This window comes from Klebsiella sp. CN_Kp113 (assembly GCF_040064585.1).
In the GTDB taxonomy this organism is placed as follows: domain Bacteria; phylum Pseudomonadota; class Gammaproteobacteria; order Enterobacterales; family Enterobacteriaceae; genus Klebsiella; species Klebsiella michiganensis.
The window spans coordinates 44,193-64,565 of the sequence record NZ_JBEAID010000021.1 but is presented as its reverse complement, the minus strand read 5'-3'; the positions used below and the strand labels follow the sequence as shown (position 1 = coordinate 64,565).

The 20,373-nt window shown below is 44.5% G+C and carries 17 protein-coding genes and 3 pseudogenes; 11 read left to right on the top strand and 9 right to left on the bottom strand.

Annotation, left to right across the window (positions count from 1 at the left end; translation table 11 throughout):
* Positions 1-638: 638 nt before the first annotated feature.
* Positions 639-1,610, bottom strand: a complete 972-nt coding sequence (locus ABLV30_RS13390; protein WP_004206785.1) for a ParB/RepB/Spo0J family plasmid partition protein — start codon at positions 1,608-1,610, stop codon at positions 639-641.
* A complete protein-coding gene (gene sopA / locus ABLV30_RS13385) occupies positions 1,610-2,776 on the bottom strand; it encodes a plasmid-partitioning protein SopA (RefSeq protein WP_000523812.1) in 1,167 nt (388 codons plus the stop codon). Before sopA ends, ABLV30_RS13390 begins: the two co-directional genes overlap by 1 nt.
* A 750-nt stretch (positions 2,777-3,526) precedes the next feature.
* Between sopA and ABLV30_RS13380 the strand changes: the two genes are divergently transcribed.
* Complete coding sequence (locus ABLV30_RS13380) at positions 3,527-4,537, top strand: RepB family plasmid replication initiator protein (protein ID WP_000200070.1); 1,011 nt, start codon at positions 3,527-3,529, stop codon at positions 4,535-4,537.
* A gap of 697 nt (positions 4,538-5,234) precedes the next feature.
* Here ABLV30_RS13380 and ABLV30_RS13375 read toward each other — a convergent pair.
* Positions 5,235-5,975, bottom strand: a complete 741-nt coding sequence (locus tag ABLV30_RS13375) for a tyrosine-type recombinase/integrase (protein WP_022064517.1) — start codon at positions 5,973-5,975, stop codon at positions 5,235-5,237.
* 1,143 nt (positions 5,976-7,118) lie between these two features.
* Between ABLV30_RS13375 and ABLV30_RS13370 the strand changes: the two genes are divergently transcribed.
* Positions 7,119-8,066: a sensor domain-containing diguanylate cyclase gene (locus tag ABLV30_RS13370; RefSeq protein WP_196565403.1), complete on the top strand. Its 948-nt coding sequence runs from the start codon at positions 7,119-7,121 to the stop codon at positions 8,064-8,066.
* 26 nt (positions 8,067-8,092) lie between these two features.
* On the opposite strand, the gene ABLV30_RS13365 is transcribed toward ABLV30_RS13370, so the two are convergent.
* Positions 8,093-9,976: an EAL domain-containing protein gene (locus ABLV30_RS13365; RefSeq protein WP_196565404.1), complete on the bottom strand. Its 1,884-nt coding sequence runs from the start codon at positions 9,974-9,976 to the stop codon at positions 8,093-8,095.
* Between the two features lie 376 nt (positions 9,977-10,352).
* Between ABLV30_RS13365 and ABLV30_RS13360 the strand changes: the two genes are divergently transcribed.
* The 3 genes from ABLV30_RS13360 (at position 10,353) to ABLV30_RS13350 (ending at position 12,157) form a co-directional block, all read left to right on the top strand.
* On the top strand, positions 10,353-10,610 hold the full coding sequence (locus ABLV30_RS13360; protein ID WP_306075525.1) for a small membrane protein: 258 nt from the start codon (positions 10,353-10,355) through the stop codon (positions 10,608-10,610).
* Between the two features lie 289 nt (positions 10,611-10,899).
* Positions 10,900-11,535 (top strand): hypothetical protein, encoded by a 636-nt coding sequence (locus ABLV30_RS13355; RefSeq protein WP_023292101.1) that lies wholly within the window; start codon positions 10,900-10,902, stop codon positions 11,533-11,535.
* Between the two features lie 157 nt (positions 11,536-11,692).
* Positions 11,693-12,157 carry a hypothetical protein gene (locus ABLV30_RS13350; RefSeq protein ID WP_022064513.1) on the top strand — a complete coding sequence of 155 codons (465 nt, stop codon included), beginning with the start codon at positions 11,693-11,695 and terminating at the stop codon, positions 12,155-12,157.
* Between the two features lie 645 nt (positions 12,158-12,802).
* Here the strand turns inward: ABLV30_RS13350 and ABLV30_RS13345 are convergent.
* Both ABLV30_RS13345 and ABLV30_RS13340 read right to left on the bottom strand, forming a co-directional pair.
* The gene (locus ABLV30_RS13345; RefSeq protein WP_023292103.1) at positions 12,803-13,060 is read right to left on the bottom strand and encodes a hypothetical protein; all 258 of its coding nucleotides are present in this window, start codon (positions 13,058-13,060) and stop codon (positions 12,803-12,805) included.
* Between the two features lie 305 nt (positions 13,061-13,365).
* A pseudogene (locus ABLV30_RS13340) lies at positions 13,366-13,698 on the bottom strand (integrase core domain-containing protein); the annotation flags it as partial.
* On the opposite strand from ABLV30_RS13340, the pseudogene ABLV30_RS13335 reads away from it, so the two are divergent.
* Positions 13,695-14,015, top strand: a pseudogene (locus tag ABLV30_RS13335) (hypothetical protein); the annotation flags it as partial. The pseudogenes ABLV30_RS13340 and ABLV30_RS13335 sit on opposite strands and share 4 nt — an antisense overlap.
* 266 nt (positions 14,016-14,281) lie before the next feature.
* Here ABLV30_RS13335 and ABLV30_RS13330 read toward each other — a convergent pair.
* Positions 14,282-14,524: pseudogene (locus ABLV30_RS13330) on the bottom strand (hypothetical protein); the annotation flags it as partial.
* On the opposite strand from ABLV30_RS13330, the gene vapB reads away from it, so the two are divergent.
* From vapB to ABLV30_RS13305, 5 genes are all read left to right on the top strand, one after another.
* The gene (gene vapB / locus ABLV30_RS13325; protein WP_001261282.1) at positions 14,481-14,711 is read left to right on the top strand and encodes a type II toxin-antitoxin system VapB family antitoxin; all 231 of its coding nucleotides are present in this window, start codon (positions 14,481-14,483) and stop codon (positions 14,709-14,711) included. The pseudogene ABLV30_RS13330 and the gene vapB sit on opposite strands and share 44 nt — an antisense overlap.
* Positions 14,708-15,124 (top strand): type II toxin-antitoxin system VapC family toxin, encoded by a 417-nt coding sequence (locus tag ABLV30_RS13320; protein ID WP_001044770.1) that lies wholly within the window; start codon positions 14,708-14,710, stop codon positions 15,122-15,124. The genes vapB and ABLV30_RS13320 overlap by 4 nt, the downstream gene beginning before the upstream one ends.
* A 124-nt stretch (positions 15,125-15,248) precedes the next feature.
* Positions 15,249-16,760 carry a TOPRIM nucleotidyl transferase/hydrolase domain-containing protein gene (locus tag ABLV30_RS13315; RefSeq protein WP_224326243.1) on the top strand — a complete coding sequence of 504 codons (1,512 nt, stop codon included), beginning with the start codon at positions 15,249-15,251 and terminating at the stop codon, positions 16,758-16,760.
* Positions 16,745-17,767 carry a helicase UvrD gene (locus ABLV30_RS13310; RefSeq protein ID WP_000361404.1) on the top strand — a complete coding sequence of 341 codons (1,023 nt, stop codon included), beginning with the start codon at positions 16,745-16,747 and terminating at the stop codon, positions 17,765-17,767. Before ABLV30_RS13315 ends, ABLV30_RS13310 begins: the two co-directional genes overlap by 16 nt.
* A gap of 543 nt (positions 17,768-18,310) precedes the next feature.
* Complete coding sequence (locus tag ABLV30_RS13305) at positions 18,311-19,219, top strand: HNH endonuclease (protein WP_102803961.1); 909 nt, start codon at positions 18,311-18,313, stop codon at positions 19,217-19,219.
* Between the two features lie 185 nt (positions 19,220-19,404).
* Here ABLV30_RS13305 and ABLV30_RS13300 read toward each other — a convergent pair whose 3' ends face one another.
* Both ABLV30_RS13300 and silE read right to left on the bottom strand, forming a co-directional pair.
* Positions 19,405-19,755: a DUF305 domain-containing protein gene (locus ABLV30_RS13300; protein WP_004187110.1), complete on the bottom strand. Its 351-nt coding sequence runs from the start codon at positions 19,753-19,755 to the stop codon at positions 19,405-19,407.
* A gap of 147 nt (positions 19,756-19,902) precedes the next feature.
* Positions 19,903-20,334, bottom strand: a complete 432-nt coding sequence (gene silE / locus ABLV30_RS13295) for a silver-binding protein SilE (protein ID WP_102803955.1) — start codon at positions 20,332-20,334, stop codon at positions 19,903-19,905.
* Positions 20,335-20,373 lie beyond the last annotated feature (39 nt).

The following is a 20,373-nucleotide window of genomic DNA, read 5'->3' as shown; positions in this document are numbered from 1 at the left end:
CTGACCGACGATGCAGGTGGGACCGTGGTCCCAGGCAGATTACCTGACCGACGACGCAGGTGGGACCGTGGTCCCAGGCCGATAAACTGACCGGCGATGCAGGTGGGACCGTGGTCCCAGGCAGATAAGCTGACCGATGACGCAGATGGGACCGTGGTCCCAGGCAGATTACCTGACCGATGACGCAGGTGGGACCGTGGTCCCAGACAGATAAGCTGACCGATGACGCAGGTGGGACCGTGGTCCCAGGCAGATAACCTGACCGACGACGCAGGTGGGACCGTGGTCCCAGTCAGATAACCTGACCGATGACGCAGGTGGGACCGTGGTCCCAGACAGATTACCTGACCGGCGATGCAGGTGGGACCGTGGTCCCAGGCAGATAAGCTGACAGATGACGCAGGTGGGACCGTGGTCCCAGGCAGATAAGCTGACCGATGATGCAGGTGGGACCGTGGTCCCAGGGAGATAACCTGACCGGCGATGCAGGTGGGACCGTGGTCCAAGGCAGATAAGCTGACAGATGACGCAGGTGGGACCGTGGTCCCAGAGAGAATATTCAGGCCAGTTATGTTTTCTGGCCTGTGAGAAAGGAAATGAAGTAAAGGGAGATCACCGTAGAATAATGCGTGTCCGCATCAGACTCCTGGTTTCTCAAGCTCCTTAAGAATGGCTTCTATTTTCTCTATACACTCCGCAGGAATGCGGGACTTATCCAGGTTAAGCACCATTTTATCGCCCTTATACAATGCTGTTGCCCCTGGAGCAAACTGATGACGTGAGCTCAGATTAACTCTTGATGCGGGAGATTGTTTCAGTACGGATGTTAAAAGACTAATGACCTCTTCAGCTTCAAAGATTAGTCCCGCTTTCTTCTGATCGTGGAGAGTCTCAGCCTGCTGCTTCAGTAATTCTTCTTTATCTGCAAAAGCCTTCTGAAGGGCTTCACCTGACCGGGCAGACAGTTCTCCAGGATGTGCAAACAGGGCAACAACGGATTTAGGCAGTTTGGCCGTATTAATACAGCGGGTAATGATCTTACGAGAAATGTTTTCCGCATCGGCAAGCGCAGAAATATTTCCTGCAAACTCATTCTGCAGCCGGCTTGTATAACGCAGGCCACGTTCATAAGCACTCGTCGGCCGATAATCGTTACCCAGTCGGGACAATGCAGCCATCTGCTCATCGTCCAGTTCACCAACCAGAACGCGATAATCACTTTCCGTCAGGATTGCGGCTTTACGGCGACGGCTGCCGTCTGCAATTTCTATGACATCAGAAACCCGGCGGCCGAAAGCTGGAGTCTGCTGACCGGTCAGTAAAAATGAAGGAATGAGATCATCCAGAGCATCTTCGGTAAGTAGTTCCTGATCGCGCTCATTGCCTGACCATACGCGTGAAGCGCTCTCAACAGAGTCTCCCCGGAGCACCTCAAGGGTAAATTTTACTTCCCGTCCACTTACCGGAAGAGAGATTGCATTACCGCGGGCCATAGCACCCACGCGCGCAATTAATGAATCCACCATCGGCGCGGCCGGCGCCGGTGATGAAGTATCTTCAGTCGATTGAGTATGTGTGGTATGTCTTGGAATGACAGGAGCACGCTTCATTATCTAATCTCCCAGCGTGGTTTAATCAGACGATCAAAAATCTCATTGCAAACAGGCTCCCAGATAGAGAGGGCATTACGCCAGGCACCGGTTGAAGAACGTTGATCAATAGCCTGTTCAAAAACGGTTCTCATACGGATCTGACCTTTGCCGACTTCATCCGTTTCGCGCACAACATTTTTAAGGACCATGCTTCCCCAGGCATCCCGAATTTGTTCTTCCATCCACGGGGACTGCGAGCCATTATTATTACTGTATTTGGTAAGCAGAATACGGACATCTGGCTCGAAGCCTTTAAGATCCACGTTCTTAAGCAGGTCACGAAGCATATCGAAAAACTGCAGTGCGGAGGTGTAGTCGAACAGCTCTGCCGGAGTAGGGACAATCAGAACATCAGCAGCGCATACAACATTTATCGTACCGATACCAAGGTTGGGTGCGCTGTCGATAACTATCACGTCATAATCATGAGCGACAGTTTCAATGGCCAGACGGAGCATCAGGTGCGGGTCAGCAGGTAATTTGCCTTCGTCAAATTTCCCCATCAGCTCGGTTTCAATGCGGTGCAGTGCCAGACAGGACGGGATGATATCAAGGCCAGGCCAGCAGGTGGGCTTTATAGCGTAGCTGGCGTCATCCTTTTCCCCAAGATAAAAGGGCAGGAGAGTGTCCTCAGCATGAATATGAAGATCGGGCACCCATCCGTGATACATAGAAGCAGTTCCCTGTGGGTCATTGCCTTCAACAAGCAGAACACGGAGTCCTTTCAGTGCAAGATCCTGAGCCAGGTGAACGGATACTGAGGTTTTGTAAACACCACCTTTGTGAGCTGCAACGCCAATCACCGGCGGAAACGCATCTTCAGCACGGCGCAGTCGTGTACCAAATACATCCCGCATGTGATTGATTTGTTCGATGGTATAACCAACGCGTTGCTCAACTCTCCCACGGGTTTCCATATCAGGGTGCGGCAGCCGGCCAGCTTTCTCGGCATCCCTGATAGCCTGAGATGACACGCCAACTAAATCTGCCGCTTCACCAATCCTCCAGCGCCGGGTTATTTTCCGGGCTTCCGGACTGTCATCATTAAACTGTGCAATGGCGATTGCTTTCGTCATTTCATGACCAGCACTTATGCACTGGTTGAGTGTATCCATGAGTCCCATACTGAACATCCTTTAATCATCACTTTGCATTATTTTATTAAATCTTGGAATTTATTGCAAAGCAACAATAAAATCGCAAAGTGCACGAAAAAGTGCAAAGTGAACCACATTGGGTAATGAAAGAACGCAGGGGATTACAAAAGAGTACATACCGCAGTCAATATTAATCACTGCCGCTCGCCGCAGTAAGCGATCTCACACAGTGAGAAAGCGGCGAGGAAGCGGAAAATCACAGAATTCACAGATTGCACGTACGTCGGGTTGCTAAAGATGGCTCGGGATCAGCCAGTTATAATGAAATTGACTGCGGTATGTAATATATTGACTATGGTATGATGCTTACCGCATCTGTGTCGAGGAAGAGGAAAGACGACTCAGCATACCGCAGTCAATGTTTCATTGTTGTACCTGTAGATCTCAATCTTCCAGAGCGTATTCAGGAAAATAAGGCCAGGGTTCTGGATATCTGGCGTGGCGCTTCCGGGCTTGTATCTGGGTTATTCATGGTCTCGATCCAATAATTGATCCCAAGGAGATCATAATGAGATCCAAAAGAGATCCCCGGATCGCTCCAGCATGCGCTGTAACTGGCTTTAACGTCTGTCTGGATCGACTGTGGAATGTAAAATGTTGACTGTTATATGCATAATCTAATACTGTGATATGCAACGGTATTTACTGAGGTATGTATATCCGTTGACTGCGATACGTATTACTACATCCTTTTGTGGATAACCGTTGAGGATCAAGATGACGAGCGAAAATAACAGCTTACTTCTGAACCTTCAGGAGGTTGATAAGACAACCGGTGAAGTTGTTAAGCTGGATGTCAACAGCACCAGTACCGTGCAGCCAGTAGCGCTCATGAGACTCGGTCTCTTCGTCCCAACTCTGAAATCAACAGGGAAGAGCAAGGCGAACCGGAAAAACGTTACAGACGCGACTGAGGAGCTTGTACAGCTGTCCATTGCCAAAAGCGAAGGATACACTGACGTTAAGATCACCGGTTCGCGTCTTGATATGGACACGGATTTTAAAGTCTGGCTGGGGATAATTCGCTCCATGTCGGAGTATGGGGTAAAAAGTGACACCCTGGAACTGTCGTTCGTCGAATTCGTTAAGATGTGCGGATTTGACTCCCGTCGTTCAAACAAAAAAATGCGCGATCGCATCAGTAATTCCCTGTTTAAACTCGCCTCGGTTACGCTGAAGTTCCAGAGCGAGACCAAAGGATGGACCACACATCTGGTGCAGTCAGCCTATTATGACATCAACGAGGATATCGTTGAGATCAAGGCTGAACCTAAGCTGTTTGAGCTTTACCACATGGACAGAAGGGTACTGCTGCGGCTGAAAGCCATTGACGCCCTGCAGCGCAAGGAATCAGCCCAGGCGCTTTATACCTACATCGAAAGTCTTCCCCAGAATCCTGCACCTATTTCCATGAAACGGATGCGTGACCGGCTGAATCTCACCTCAAATGTCTATACGCAGAACCACACGGTACGTAAGGCGATGGAGCAGCTGCGGGATATTGGTTATCTGGATTACACTGAGTTTAAACGTGGCCGAGCCACCTATTTCAGCGTGCATTATCGCAACCCCAAACTCATCAGTGGTCCTGTGAAGGTTCCGCGCAAAGAGGAAGAAGAGAAGGCGCCAGAGCAAAATTATGACGAAGTCATTAAGGCGCTGAAGGCTGCTGGCATCGATCCCCTTAAACTGGCCGAAGCTCTCTCAGCGATGAAGCCAGAAAATTGACTGCGATATGCATAACATGACTGCCGGATGCCGCTAAGGACATTCCATTGACTGTGATATGCATCACGCATACCGCAGTCAATATGTGTTCTCCATCATGTCTGCCATGATCGAACAATATTGACTGTCATATGTGATTTCAGGCCGTGATACGCAGATATTGACTACGGTATGCGGGTTTAACGGCGATATTCCCAGGTCTGTGCACTGCTCCACACGTGTTAACATGCCACAGTCAATTTTTCAGTAAAGCTCTATACCCCTTACGAAAATCTCAATCGGATGCTGAGACGGTCATGTTACCTGACGGTATCCGTTCCCCTGTGTATTGCAGGTTTAGCCCGGCAGGATGAGACTGCAGCTGTCTGTATAACCCGGCGCCAGCTTCACACTGCTAAATGCGAACAGGAGACCGATGGCAGAAGGGAGTGAGCCACAGGGGTGAATGACTTTCGCAATTAACGGGATGATTCACTGAGCTTTCAGGAAACAATACACTGTGGGATGTACGGCCTGTGTCCTGTCTTGTCTGCGGTATGTCGATGCCTGCAGGCTTGCAGGTCACCGTGCAAGACCACGGCTGTTCAGTCATCCGAATGATGTCCTGGTGTGCTGGAGCAGGGAGGGGCACTGAATGCGCTCTGCTCCTGTATTTCGTATTAGCTGAATACAGGACGTCATGCCAGGGCCGTCAATCTCAGCCGGCCGGGGGCAGGGAGCGAAGGATCTCCGCGGCATCTCGCCCATCACCGGTAAAGGGAACGGCCAGGGTGGCAGCCATGTCCAGCGCAAATACCCGGGTATAGACTTCCATCGAGCGCGGATCCTTATGCCCGGCCAGTGCCTGGATGACCTTCCTGGGCTGCCGGTGATAAAGCATGTGCATAATATAGCTGTGACGGAAAGTATGCGGCGTCACGGGGATCGAAAAATGCACGCCGTCAGCTTCAGCCCGCTTCACCGCCTGTTTCAGCCAGTTGCGCATTGTCTCATCCGTGACCGGCCATAACGGCTCACGCCGGCGGGGGCGGGTGGTGACCATCCAGCTTTCCATCTGACGCACAAAACTGGCATCCGTCAGCGGCACCAGTCGCACTTCATCTTTTGGTGGCCGCCCGCGCCGCGCGCGCACTTTCTCCGACAGCACCCTAACAAACGGGCGCAGACCATCCAGGTCGAACGATTCCGGGGTGAGCGTCCGGGCTTCACCGATACGGATCCCGGTATTCCACATGGTGGCGAACAACATGTGGTGACGCTGGTCAGGCATATACCAGAGGAGGGCGCTCACTTCCGGCGCCAGGAGGTAAGCCGGCGTGGCACCTGTTGAGGTGGCCATCCGCCGGAGTGCCACCGCGGTCGCAAAATCAACGCCCGGGGCGATCGGCAGCAGGGAGACGCGTTCTGGTGAATTCTGCAGGGAAATGATGCTGTTCATGAGTTATTTTTCACGTAGCGCACGCACTGTTTATGGATACAGGTATTTTGCACCTGACGGGCCGATCCTGCCATGACAATAAATCGCAGCGCGCGGATCCTTTTGTTGTCTTATCCCGCATTATTGCGGGAAAAACCAAATGCGTAAAGGATCCTTTTTCTGCTCAGATCCTCCATGAAGCCAGTCATGACGCGGGCTGAGGGCTGTTTTACGGTTTTTGGGAGAATTGGAGTAATGCCAGGATGTACATGTTAGGCAGGAAAAAGAAGAGAAGAGAGCGCTACGCGATTTCCGGCCTGGTACACCCCTGTAACCTTGCGGGATTTCGCGTAACGCTTTCATAAGTTTACAACAGAAGAGAAAAGATATTTGCTGAAAAATGAAGTCCGTAAGTTAAATAAAAAATCATGATCCGTCCGGCACTATGTACTTAGCTGTCGTTTAGGTCTTAGGTGTTTTTGCTAAATTACGATGGTATCCCTTGTCAGAGTAATCTGGCTTGTCCTGCACATCTTCAGGTGACAAGTCAGTGCAATTTCAGGGGGTAATCCTTTTGTCGTCTGCAGAATCTATCTATAAACGGGCTGTTTGTTGGTTCGCCAGAAGGAAAAAATTTAGCGTCGCGCAGATTCAGGCTGTGTTGAACTTTTCTGTTCTGTATCAACAGTTCCTGTCTTAAGCTGATACAATATACCCTCAGTAGAAAATATTGGATAAGGAAACTATGCACCTTCCTGGACAATTTTCTTGAGCCTTTCATGCCGTTTCGTCTTGTTCAGATTCAGAACTGCCATACGTTTCTTCAGCCACTGGTTTTCATAAGAAACCATGAAGATCAAGCATTAATGTCTTTACATTTATTTGAACAGATGCGCTTTAAATGTGCCACAAAAAATAAGTCATTGTAAGTTATGGCGATTTTTAATATACAAATCATTATGCATTCTGAATACATGGAAGTGTATAATGAGCGCTTCAGGTCACAGATGATTAGATGTAACAGTTCACTATTCATCATGATGTATTGGAAACTTGTTAAGTTTTATATGATTATGAGATATTGGGATTATTGAGTTCCAGGACAATTCTGATAAGATAGCGATAACCAACACTACCCTGCAATAACCACTCAAGATGAAAATTATGACAAACCATAAAGAAGAGAACAGGTTATTATCATTGTATTCTATGGGGATCCTTGATACAAAATCTGAAGAACGATTTGACAGATTGACGAGGATTGCCACCAAACTCTTTGATGTACCAATAGCACTTGTTTCATTAATTGATAGAGACAGGCAATGGTTTAAGTCATGTTATGGGCTGAAGATAAAAGAGACAGATAGAAGTGATTCATTTTGTACAATAGCAGTAGATCTTAGTGAACCATTAATAGTGCCCGATGCAATCCTTGATCCAAGATTCAAAGAAAATAAATTAGTTAAAAATGATCCTTATATCCGGTTTTATGCAGGGCATCCCGTAAGACTGCCAGATGGTGAGATAGCTGGAACAATATGTATTATTGATACAGAACCAAGAGTATTAACCAGAGATGACTTCTTATTGCTTAAAGATTTAGCAGAAATCGTAGAGGATGAGTTTAGAATAATAAACGAAGCAACTACTGATCCTTTGACAGGTATATGTAACCGGCGTTCTTTCGCCCTAATGACGGATGAATCGTTAAGAAAAGCCAAAAAAAAGAAAAAAACATTCTGTGTTCTGATCATAGATCTCGATAATTTTAAACCAATCAATGATAACTTCGGTCATTCAGAAGGTAATGAAGTACTTTGCAATTTTGCAGATATGCTGGAAGATCTTAGTAGTTCAAAAAGCGTTGTTGCAAGATTAGGAGGTGATGAATTTGGTGTTCTATTACCCGAGTCAACCTATAAAGAAGCAGAAGAATTCCTTCATAAATTGAGGGCCGGGATTACCAGCTACAATCTTAATTCTCAAAAAAAATACAACATAGATTTTTCTGCAGGGATTATTGAATATGATGAGAAAATTCATACTGAACGCTCTGCTATCATGCAGGATGCAGACGAAAGAATGTATGAAATTAAAAAGGGAAAACGATAGTATATGAAAAAATAGGGCATACAGCCCTATTTTTTTTGGCCCCTCAAAAAATCAATCAGTTGATCACCTGACAAAGGCTCCGAATAATAATAACCTTGAAATTCATCGCAATTCATATTTTTAAGCAATTCAAACTGTTCATTATTTTCCACACCTTCTGCTACTATACCTAAACTGAAAGCTTTTCCAAGAGACACTATGCTTCTTACAATAGATAAGTCCCGTGCATCGTAAGCAATACCACTAATGAAAGTTCTGTCTAACTTAATCGCATCAAATGGAAATTCTCTAAGATAGTTGAGAGAGGAATATCCAGTCCCAAAATCATCAATGTGAATTTTATATCCTTTTTCTTTAAGTTTAGTCAGGTTGTTTAAAGCTAAAGTTGGATTAGTTATCATTACGCTCTCAGTAATTTCAAAAATTATTCTGCAAGGATTGACTTCATATAGTTCAGCCATTTTGTCTATATGATTAAGAAGGGTACTATTTTCAAAATCCTTACCAGATAAATTAATCGAGAAAGAAATGCTATTCACCTGTTGTGAGAAACTGAAGACCGTTGTGATAACCATTGCAGTTATAGAATGTATTAAATCTACTTTCTCAGCAAAAGGAATAAAATTGTCTGGTGGTATGAAACCATAATTTGGATGATACCATCGTATTAATGCTTCTGCGCCGGATACATCAGAATTAATAAAACTATATTTAGGTTGATAATAAACAACAAATTGGTTTTCGCGAATTGCTTCAGTTAGCAGACCAAGCATAATAATTCTCTCTTCGTGTTCTTTATATAAGCTTTCGCTACCAAATATTACATTTTCTTTATCTATTCTGTAAGTTTGAGAGAAGGCAATTTGAACATGACTTATTATATTTGATCCTGAGATATTACAGTTGTTAACTATGAGGCAACCTGCGCATATGATCGGTTTAACTAATGAATCATTACCTGTGATGGATTTTTGTAATTCCTGGAAAAAAAATCCAATTCTGTTTTGAATAATATCTTTTGTGTGATATTCAACACGCTTCAATTGCAACGAGAAAATTATAGTATCGTTGTCTTTTTTAATAACAAAATCATTTTCTGAGCATTCTGCAGACAATTCCTTACAGAGGTTTTCAATAATTGAAGTAATGACATCCCTTCCGTAAACCTCACTGATCAGTGAGATGTTTCGTACAGAAATCTGTGATATAATTAGTACAGTATCTCTAAAGTTTACTTTTGATAAAGACTGCTCAATATTTTTGCAAATATTTTCTTTATATCTTACTTCATTATCTTCACTAGAAATGATGACAGATTTATTTTTAATATGATCGTCTGTAACGATTAATAATAAACAAATAAAATCATTTCGTCGAACGTACGTTTTACACGCTATCATCTCAACTTTAAAATTAATAGATTTATCGAGTGAGAAAAAACAATCACTGCTGTTTCTTATTAAACCATATTTCAGTTCTGAAAGCCAATTATCTATACTGATAACTGGGCTGTATAATATATCCGTTATCTTTTTTCCTTCAACCAGGTTAGCACTTAAAAATATATTCGAATCACTATGAAATGAATTTATAAAAAATCTGTCATTTAACTTAATATATATGATACCTTTTGATGTTGAATTATTGTAGTTATGTTCTTTGAAGGAAAGTAAATTTTTATATGAACTATCAATTAACCCTTTTTTTATTCGACGTTTTGCTAAGCAGTAGCAACCTAAAAAATTAACCAGAATCTGTGTTAGTAACAAAGATGATTGTGTTGCCCGACTTAAACCTTCAGAAAAAAAGCACAATAAAAGTAATATTGATGATAATGATACAATCAAAAAACAAACAATGCAGTCATTTTTTTCTTCATTAGTTTTATGAATAATCGATAGAGGATCCATAACCAAACCTTATAGTAAAGCTAACAATGCAAGAATAAATTCATTAGGGTAATATTCCATGTGTAACCTATTCATTTTATTACCATTTATAATGGTTACAAATCTACATCAGCAAGGTGATAACATACGATGAATGAAAAAGGTTTTTTGTTTATTATTCATGCTCCATGACACTGAATGGATTAGAATAAAATTAGCTATTCATACCCTGAATTAGCCAGAAAGTATTACCAGATAGTAAAAAGTATTATGTTTTTATAGCAGAACAGTAACTATTACAGCAACGATTTTGAAAAAAAATGATAAGTATGGCTTGTACGGGGCATGTTTACCCCATGTGAGAGAAACTTAGACTGGCTGGTTGTTTTTTAGCTAAATGATTTTGGATAGTGAAATAATTGTCACATTTCATTCCACAGGCAATAGGATTTTTCTTACTCCTGTTGTATATTACTCCCGCTGTGAATTTTGGAAAACAACAACATCTACAACATCATCATGTGAGGATAAAATGGAAACTCTGTTTTTCCTAGGGATAGCTATCGTTCTTTTCGTTATTTCAATTGTATCCCTGCTTTCATACATAAGAGACAGAAGGAGAATCAGAAGGACATTCATTAGTAAAAGGAGATAACCCATAAGACATGAATAAGGTGGTGATGGTTAATTCAATCACTGCATCTTTAATGATAACAAAAACCAATAAAAACAGGGAGTGAATTAAAAAACCAAGACTCTAATCAATCACTGCAGGTTTATAACGATCACTATAAATTATTATATCGATGACATCTGTTGCAGTAAATTTAAAATAAATAATTTGCAATCTTAACATTCTTTTTATAACAATTAGGGTTCTATTGATTGTGTTTTTAATAGGTAACATTAGCCTATAGTTACGCTGGAGAAGGATATTACATAGTATGCCAGATATCGGTAAATCTGGACGTAGAATGTCTACGTTACAGAAAAGAATACTCATTGTACTTGCCGCTTTGGATGAGCGTAAGCATATGCCAGTAGCCACTAAGGATATTGAACGAGTGCTAGCACAAGGAGGGGAAAAACCGGTATATGGTTCAAACTTAAGAGCTGCATGCAGAAAGCTCGAAGAAGCAGGATTTCTCAATACACTGAGAGCACGGAATTTGCAACTTGCTGTCGAACTAACTGAAACGGGTAAACTTATAGCACAGCCTTTACTTGAGAAGGAGAAGAATGATGAACTGGATAAAAAAAGGATTAGAGAGTGTCATGTATTACCCCACACCATGGCTTCATGGAGGGAAGTTGCGCATAGTATCGAGATAGATGGTAAAACATATTCTGTATTCCGCTGTGCATACGTAATTCGTTTGAATAAAACAAACTGTCTACAGTTATGGACAAACACAAGGAAAATAGTGAAACTTGAAGGAGACGCATTACAAATCGGCGAATGGTATCAGAAATGTTACGATGCAGGGATACATTGTCACATTCAAATTAATGAAGGCGAATGCTTGAGCAAGAGGAGTGTGGAGTATCTCAATTTCAAACATGGTTTATTCACTAAATAGGTCATGTAATCGATTACGTATTGATGAGAACATTATTTGGATTACATGGATGTTTCATTCAACGACGACCTTCTGGAATCAGTGATAATTCATCAAAGGGATTATCTGGCTGTAAATAGTAAAATCCAATAACGTTGGCAACGAATCATTTCGAAAGATGTTTGAAGTAAAAGTATCAGTCATTACTAAGAATGCTTTCACTTATGAAGCAATAATTAACATTTTTAAAAAAATAGCAATCCCGCACATTCAATTCATAATTAAGAAAAATGATGACTACCTGCTCGGTAAAGATGTTGTGTTTTATGAGACCCTGTCGGGTGAATTATTCTTACCTAATGCCAAATTTATGAAATGTAAACCAGCCAGGATTTTGTTTATATTGCATGATTATACTGATGGCTTTTGTTTTGATGATGTAAAACGATTTGAGAATAACACTTTTACTTTCTCAATGAAAAATAATACTCTTGAGCAACTAATGATTACTATCAAACATGGTTTGGTAAATTACACACATTCGCAATCTTGTTCAATTCAGGAAGAAAAGATTGAAAAACGTGTACGCATTAATTTATCTAAAAAACAGTCAAAATTACTATTCAACTGGCGAATGGACTAGATCTTAAGACAATATCTTCACTAAACAAAGTTACTGTCAATACTATAAAATATCATATAAAAGAAATAAAGAAAAAGATGAAACTTGCTAGCACATATGAGTTGTATCAATTCGCACATATGTTAAAATCCCTCACGGACTCGACCTAATATCCCTTTTTAATTGTTAACACAGGTATTTTTATGTTATTCTATGTTGTTTTATCTATTTCGCTGGTTTTATTATATGGGATGATAATAAAATATAAAGTGAAATCAAGGAAATCACAGGGCACTGTAAAAAAGCCTATGGCAATCAGGAATAATAGAAATCTAAAGTAGATTCAAAGAGAATAGCTTTCGGGTATAAATGTAGTTACAGTAAGTTAATGATAAATACTTTACCTCATGTTATACAGGACGAGTTGTTCTCACTTTTATCTAATGTGTCTTTATATCTAAAACTGAAGTCATTGATTCCAGACAGGGCGCGATGACGGTAGTTATCCCGTCTTGTCATTGCACAAGAATACTGAAAATCTACGGCCAATCCGACTGACCAGAATAATCAGAATTATTATTGCACAACAAATTTTCTTTTCCTCACTTCACTGATTCTGCCGTGCGTTAAGTAAAAACTGAGAAGATCTGCCAAATAATATATGATCTAATGTAGCTCTATATTATTTTTCCCGGAAATTAGCTGCAACAGATATATTCTGTCTTTCTCAATGAGAGCTGGAAATGTATCGCCAGTAGCTGCCAGCAGAGACCATACTTCCAGGATGGCATAGGCCTTGGTATATTCAAGTGCGAAACCTAACCCTTCCAGAGAACCTGCTCTGCGAATATGTTCACATATTGCATTTTCACATACTCGTGTCAAGGCTTCATAGCTGAGCGAAAAATCATATTTTTTATCCATCTTAAGCTATCTCCACCCAAATGCAGATATCTGGTTACACATTGTAATGCGAAACATTATCAATAATAACCCGATTATAACATAATCTTTCGTTTTGTAATGTCGGCACCACGCAACATTTTACTCTGTTTTTTTTAAAAAAAAGAGTGCCTTTGTTTTGGTGCACACCTTAGGGGGCGATCGCCCAGCAAAAAATCAATATTCGTTCTATAATAGCGAGTAAAAAACCGCATTACATGCATTGCTTAAAAGTTGCGCAATAAATCTGTGATCTTGACCCTCCATCTCCGAACAGCTTTTGTATCTTAAGTTAACGATGTCCGCTGCCGCCGGTATTCCCTCGGGGAGTGATATCCCAGCGCGCTGTGCGGATGCCATTCGTTGTAATGCGTGAACGCTGCTGCAAGGTTTCGCAGTGCTGTTCTCACATCCGGTTTTGGCATGAACGCGATATAGTCTTCTTTCATCGTTTTCACGAACCGTTCGGCCATGCCATTACTCTGCGGGCTGCTCACCGCTGTTGTGCAGGGCTCCAGATTCAGCTCTCTCGCGAACCTCCGCGTTTCATACGCGGTATACGCTGAACCGTTATCCGTCAGCCACTGCACCGCTGTGTCGGGCAACCTGTCGCCGAAGCGCGGGGATTGAGCAGACCAAAATTTTTAATGAACTTGAAGTCATATACCGCAACGTGAAAAGCGATGCAAACTTTGACTATCAGCATACACAGCAATCCATCGACGCTATCATGTCCCGGTTTTACGGTACAGTCATTAGCAAACAGATCTTCGGAAGTAACTGGTACGCACATTATAAATTTTACTGTGAATTTGAGAAAGCATGGGTTGAAGAAGAACTGAACCTGACACTGAAGGATAAAATTCCGCTTTCGCTCTGCTTTCTCGCCGGTCTGGTGATCATTTTCACTATAGCTGTCATCTGGAAAACGTCCTGATGTTGCTGTCGATGAAAAGTTCAGTAAGCTGACTGGCAAATATGCGATGTATATGTATAGCCGGTATCACCATCTAATTTACGTTCAATAAAATTGACCTGCTATTCTGCAGGTCAATTCATACTTCAGACCCTTCCGTTGTCTTACTTGCTCAGAGCGAGGTGTCGCTCCTGGGCTTCATCAGCAGAGTTAGAAGCTGAAGTCTCCTCTATCAACACAACCAGAGTCATGGCAGTCGGTAAATTCGTTACCTAATTAGCCAGTTAAGATCCGGCTTTAGCTTTTTTCGGATCTGACCGGGAAAAGAGAGAATACAACATAGGTTCAACATATCCATATGCCGGGCATCTGCATAGGTGTGGCATACGCATATACTTACCATCTGCATATGCTATGACTATACATATGCTTTGCATCTGCATATACTGAACATAGTCATACAGGCCGGTCGGCCAGGAGGAAATGATGAGAACTGTATCCATTTTTAAAAACGGCAATAACCGCGCCATTCGTCTGCCCCGCGATCTGGATTTTGAGGGAGTGAGCGAGCTGGAGATCGTCCGGGAAGGGGACAGCATTATTTTGCGTCCCGTCCGGCCGACCTGGGGCTCGTTCGCGCAGTTCGAGAAGGCAGACCCGGACTTTATGGCGGAGCGCGAGGACGTTGTCAGCGACGAAGGACGATTTAACCTGTGAACAAGACCTATATGCTCGACACCTGTATCTGCTCGTTCATCATGCGCGAGCAGCCGGAAGCCGTCCTGAAGCGCCTGGAGCAGGCGGTGCTGCGCGGCCAGCGCATCGTTGTCTCGGCCATCACTTATTCTGAAATGCGCTTCGGGGCCACCGGCCCGAAGGCCTCCCCGCGCCACGTCGAGCTGGTCGACGCGTTCTGCGCCCGCCTCGATGCCATCCTGCCCTGGGATCGCGCTGCGGTGGACGCCACCACGGAGATTAAGGTGGCGCTGCGAATGGCCGGGACGCCGATCGGCCCGAACGACACGGCCATTGCCGGGCACGCCATCGCCGCCGGTGCCGTGCTGGTGACGAATAATACGCGGGAATTTGAGCGGGTACCGGGTCTTGTGCTGGAAGACTGGGTAAGATAACGCTGTAAAACAAAACAGGCGGTCTGGCGCAGCCGGACACTCTTTCAGTCAGCGGTATATAAAGGAATAAAAGATGCCTCTGATCACGCGGCTTATGCTGTAAAACTTTAAAAAGTTTCCGGAACTGGACCAGCGCTTCACTCATGACCGTAACATTCTGGTCGGGGACAATGAGTCCGGGAAAAGCACGATTCTGCTGGCCCTTGACCTTGTGCTGAGTGACAGCCGGCACCGGGTCGAGGCATTGGGTGTGGAATCGCTCCTGTCCCAGTCAGCAGTAAGGCAGTTTCAGGAAGGTGAGCGCCGCGCCGATCAGTTACCCGTGCTGACAGCTGACGTTTTCCTGAGTAATGGGGGAGATCCTGACCTGAACGGCAGGCAAAATCTGGCGGGTATCAATGCGGATGGTCTCAGAATGCGTATTGCACCAATGACGGAGGAATACGGCCAGGATATTCACAATGTACTACAGCAGGATCCCGATAATTTTCCCTATGAATACTATTCCGTGCGGTTCAGCACCTTCTCCGGTGGTCATTTCGCCAGCTTCAGACGCTATCTGCGCCATCTGCTCTTAGACAGTGCACGCATCGATAACGAGCACGCCGCACAGGAATATACGCGCACAGTTTACAGCGTCAATGTGCCGGTGGCCGATCGGTACCGGCTTGAAAACAGTTACCGGCAACAGAAAATGCACTTCTGCACCCGGCATCTGTCAGCCATAAACGACACGCTGGAAACGTATCAGTTTGGCGTGCGTTCCGGTGCTAAATCAGGGCTTGAGGCGAATCTGGACATTACCGAGGACGGTATTTCCATTCGTCACCGTGGAAAAGGAAGGCAGTGCTTCATCAAAACGGAGTTTGCGCTGCAGCGGCATCAGCAGCAGGGAGAGCTCCACGTACTGTTGCTTGAGGAGCCGGAAAATCATCTCAGCCATGTCAGTATGAAGAGGCTGGTTAATCAGCTTGCCACTGAACGGCAGACGCAGGTGTTTATTGCCACACACAGCAGCCATATCTCCTCCCGCCTCGATCTGCGTAAGGCAATCCTCCTCGGGTCTGCCCGGCCGGTACTGATGAATGAACTTTCCGCTGAGACTGCCGCCTTCTTCATGAAAGCACCGGATAATAACGTACTGGAATTTGCGCTGGCCAGACGTGTGCTGCTCGTGGAGGGGGATGCTGAGTTTATTCTGATCGAGGCCTTTTATCGCCGCCTGTATGGCAGGGCACCGGAGGAAGACGGAGTTCACATCATCGCTATCGGCGGAACGAGTTTCCGTCGTTATCTTGAACTGGCCCGTCTTCTGGAAAATCGCGTCGCGGCCCTTCGTGATAATGACGGCAACTATCAGCAAAACTGCGATGAACGCTATGCTGACGTGATTTGTTCCCGCTCCCGGGTATTTGCTGATCGCGATAACACCCGATCCACATTTGAAATCAGCCTGTATCAGGATAACGCTGATCTGTGTGATACGCTTTTCCGCGGACCCCGCCGGACACTCACGGTGCAGGAATACATGCTGGCCAATAAGGCAGAAGCAGCATTCCGGCTGTTACAGCTGCACGCCGGAGAGCTGACCGTACCTGATTATATTCAGGAGGCACTGGCATGGATAAGAGAGTGATATTTGCGGTTGCCGGCTCGGGCAAGACCACGCTGCTGATACGACGGTTGAGTGAGGACAGGAGGACGCTGCTCCTGACCTTCACCGTGAATAATGAAGCGCATCTGCGGGCACAGATTATCAGACGTTTTGGCTTTATCCCGGAAGGGATCAGGGTGATGACCTGGTTTGAGTTTCTGCACGGTTTTTGCTTCCGGCCTTTCCTGCAGGAGCAGCTGGCATCGCGTGGCCTGAGCTTCGACCAGCCCCCACCCAGAATACCGCGCACGAATGCCCGGCATTATCAGGATCCCGCCGGACGGCTGTATCACCGGAGGCTCGCACATTTACTGACAGCCCGGGGGTTGCTGCCGGATATCCGTATCCGGCTTGCCCGTTACTATGATGAACTGCTTGTCGATGAAGTCCAGGACTTTGCCGGACATGACTTTAATTTTCTGCTGGAGCTCTGCCGCGCGGAAATCACTGTGCTCTGTTGCGGCGATTTTTATCAGCATACCTTTGATACAAGCCATGACGGCAACGTTAATTCAACGCTGCACGACGACATCACGCGATATGAGGCCCGCTTCGACGCAGCAGGTTTCGCGGTTGACCGGGACACGCTCAACCGGACATGGCGTTGCTCAGCTTCAGTGTGCGAGTTTATCACCGGGCAACTGAACATCCGTATCGCTGCCCATGGGATACATGCCTCCCTGATTGAAACGATCGCAGATACAGAGCGCTCAGCCACCCTGCACGCCGATAATACGGTGATTAAGCTCTTCTATCGTGAACATCACCGTTACGGCTGCTATTCCATGAACTGGGGCGCCAGTAAAGGGCTCGATCACTTTCAGGATGTCTGCATTGTGATGGGATCCTCCCACTGGAAGCTTCTGACCCGTCAGGAACTGGCAACCCTTCCACCGTCGTCCCGTAACAGGCTGTACGTGGCATGCTCACGGGCACGCGGCAACATTTATTTTGTTCCCGAAACTCATCTGCGCCGATTCCGAAACTGAGTTACCGACTTCTCAGTCGGGCACAAATCAGTAAAAAGCGAGGGTCATCGACGGGAATACCGGCTGGACAGGTGCGGTTCCGGTTCTCGCTTTCCGGAACCTGGCTAACAATATGTAACATTATCATTAAATACAATTATGCCAGTTATTTTTATTCGCAAAATGCTAATAATGTGGCATACACGCCAGTATGAAAACATTGTTAACTTTTTAAGTTCTGAATGGTATGTCGCTTGTGCAGTTAAAAGTGCAGATCATTGAAAGTATTGTACGGTTTTGTTGACCGGAGACTGTTTCATCGTCGCGGATAATGAGCAGAATTATCTGTCCACTATATCTGGGGCAGGCTGAAAACATGGAATGGTTGGTTATGGATGCTGAGATTCTGTCATTTATGAAACAATTTCATTTGTGGTACTATAAAAATAGTTTTTCTGATTTACCTGAGCTGTGAATATGGCATACTGCAGATGTTACCCGGCCGCACTCATACCGGGTAACGAACTGTGTATTGTGATGATTTTTTATTACAGGGGGATGATCGTGATCAATAAGATTTGCCAGGTAATTGACGGGGAGTACGTCTGCGACATTGATATCAGTGTGGAAGAATGGAAAGCTCTGTTAATGAATGAAAAGGTTTTTGACTCTAAAAGTATTGAGGCGTTAAAAAAATGGTATATTGAACCAAATCATTCCTGCACATGTTTCGATATAGGCAAAAAGTACGAACAGCACAGTATGAGTGCTAATGGCGTTATTAACGGGCTCGGTGGTAGAGTTCAAAAAGAGCTTGGCAGATTTGAAGTTAAAGGGATCGGCAATATAGCACCCGGCACAAAATTCATTACAGTCATGAAGAGTAAAGAAACCGGTGAAAAACCAAAAAGATACTTATGGACTATTCGTGATGAACTTGTTCAGGCAATTAAAGAACTGGATTTTTTTGGGTCGGAAGAAATAACCACCAATGAGTATTACTCAGACGATGAGTTGATCAACGCCATGGAGGCGAATAATACATTTGATGTCGCGCAGACATTTGAATATACAGGGGAAGCTAAACCAAAGAAACATGCAACAGAAGTAAAAAATGGCGTCTCGTACCCAAGAAGTAAAGGGGTTTCAAAAAATGCACTGAACAAAGCAGGTTACAGATGTGAAGTCGATGGCGAACACCCAACCTTCAGAAGGCGTAACTCTCCCCTGAATTATACTGAACCTCATCACATTGTACCTATGTCCAGGCAGGATGACTTTAACACTTCGCTTGACGTCGAAGAAAATATAATATCGCTGTGTTGCAATTGCCATAAGCAAATTCACCTCGGACAGGGATATGAAGAAATGCTTGAGAAAATATATAATGAGAGAAAGGAGTTGTTAAAACAGGTAGCTATCGATATATCTCTGGAGGATTTGATTCGCTATTATAAAGGACAGAACAGGTGAATGTTATTCAATAGTAATGCTTTTACCTTACTTACAGAGAATGTCATTATTTCCTGGCAGTTACCGATTTGGCGCGTAAAAATACAAAACCCGAAATTAATCGGGTTTGAATTATTTAACGATTAACAGACTCCTGTGTCCAGGAATGATGTAAAATCACGCTTATCGTGACATTTCTGCAAATTTTACTTTTGAGTATCAAGCCATTTATTCATCTGCTCAATTTCACCTTTTTGAGCTTTAATGATGTCCTGCGCGAGCTTTCTCATTTCGGGATCTTTTCCGTATTTTAGCTCAGTCTCAGCCATTGCTATTGCCCCTTCATGGTGTGCTACCATGCCTTTCGCAAAAGCCTTGTCGGGATCGGATTCATTTACAGCAGTCATCATTTTGTCATGCATGTCTTTCATGCCAGCCATATATTCCTGTGACGAAGCTGAGGTAGACATATCAGTCATTTTCATTTCTGAATGTTCTGCTGAAATCGCTGGCAGGGATAACATTAATACTGCAAATAAAGTGTTTCTGGCTTTCATAAAAAATATCCTTTTAGCGTTGATACCCGTTAACTGTAGCAGAATCTGATAAAAATGCCCCCTGTAGGGGGCAAAGATGTTGCAATATATCCGGTTACGGAAAAATCTATCAAGGAAATCAGGACTGCAAAGATACTACCATCGCCGTCAGCCTGCATTGAGCATACGACGATGCGCTTCGGCCATGGCCTGATGTGGGCCGGACTGACCGTTATTCATAAATTCATGGGCAACTGCAGCTCTTTCATGCTCATTCATTGCCGCGAATGACTTTGACGGCCCGGTAGGGGAAACGGTCTGACTTCCCATCATCCTCTGATGACTTTCCACCATTTTCTGGTGCGCATCCGCCGACTCGTTCGTCATGGTTTCATGGGCAATAATGGCCTGTTCATGCTGGTCCATACCGGTCATACGAGGAGCCGTCCCCTGGATCACGGCAGGAGCCGCAGCAGACTGCATCTGGTGAGCTGGCGCCTGCGCATTATTGACGCGCTCATGGATATTCACGGTTTCAGTGGCCCAGGCCGAAGAAATTAAACTAAAGCCCAGCAAGGATGCTAATACGATATTTTTCATGATAACTCTCCATTTCTTAATTAGTGATGTCCGGGGGAG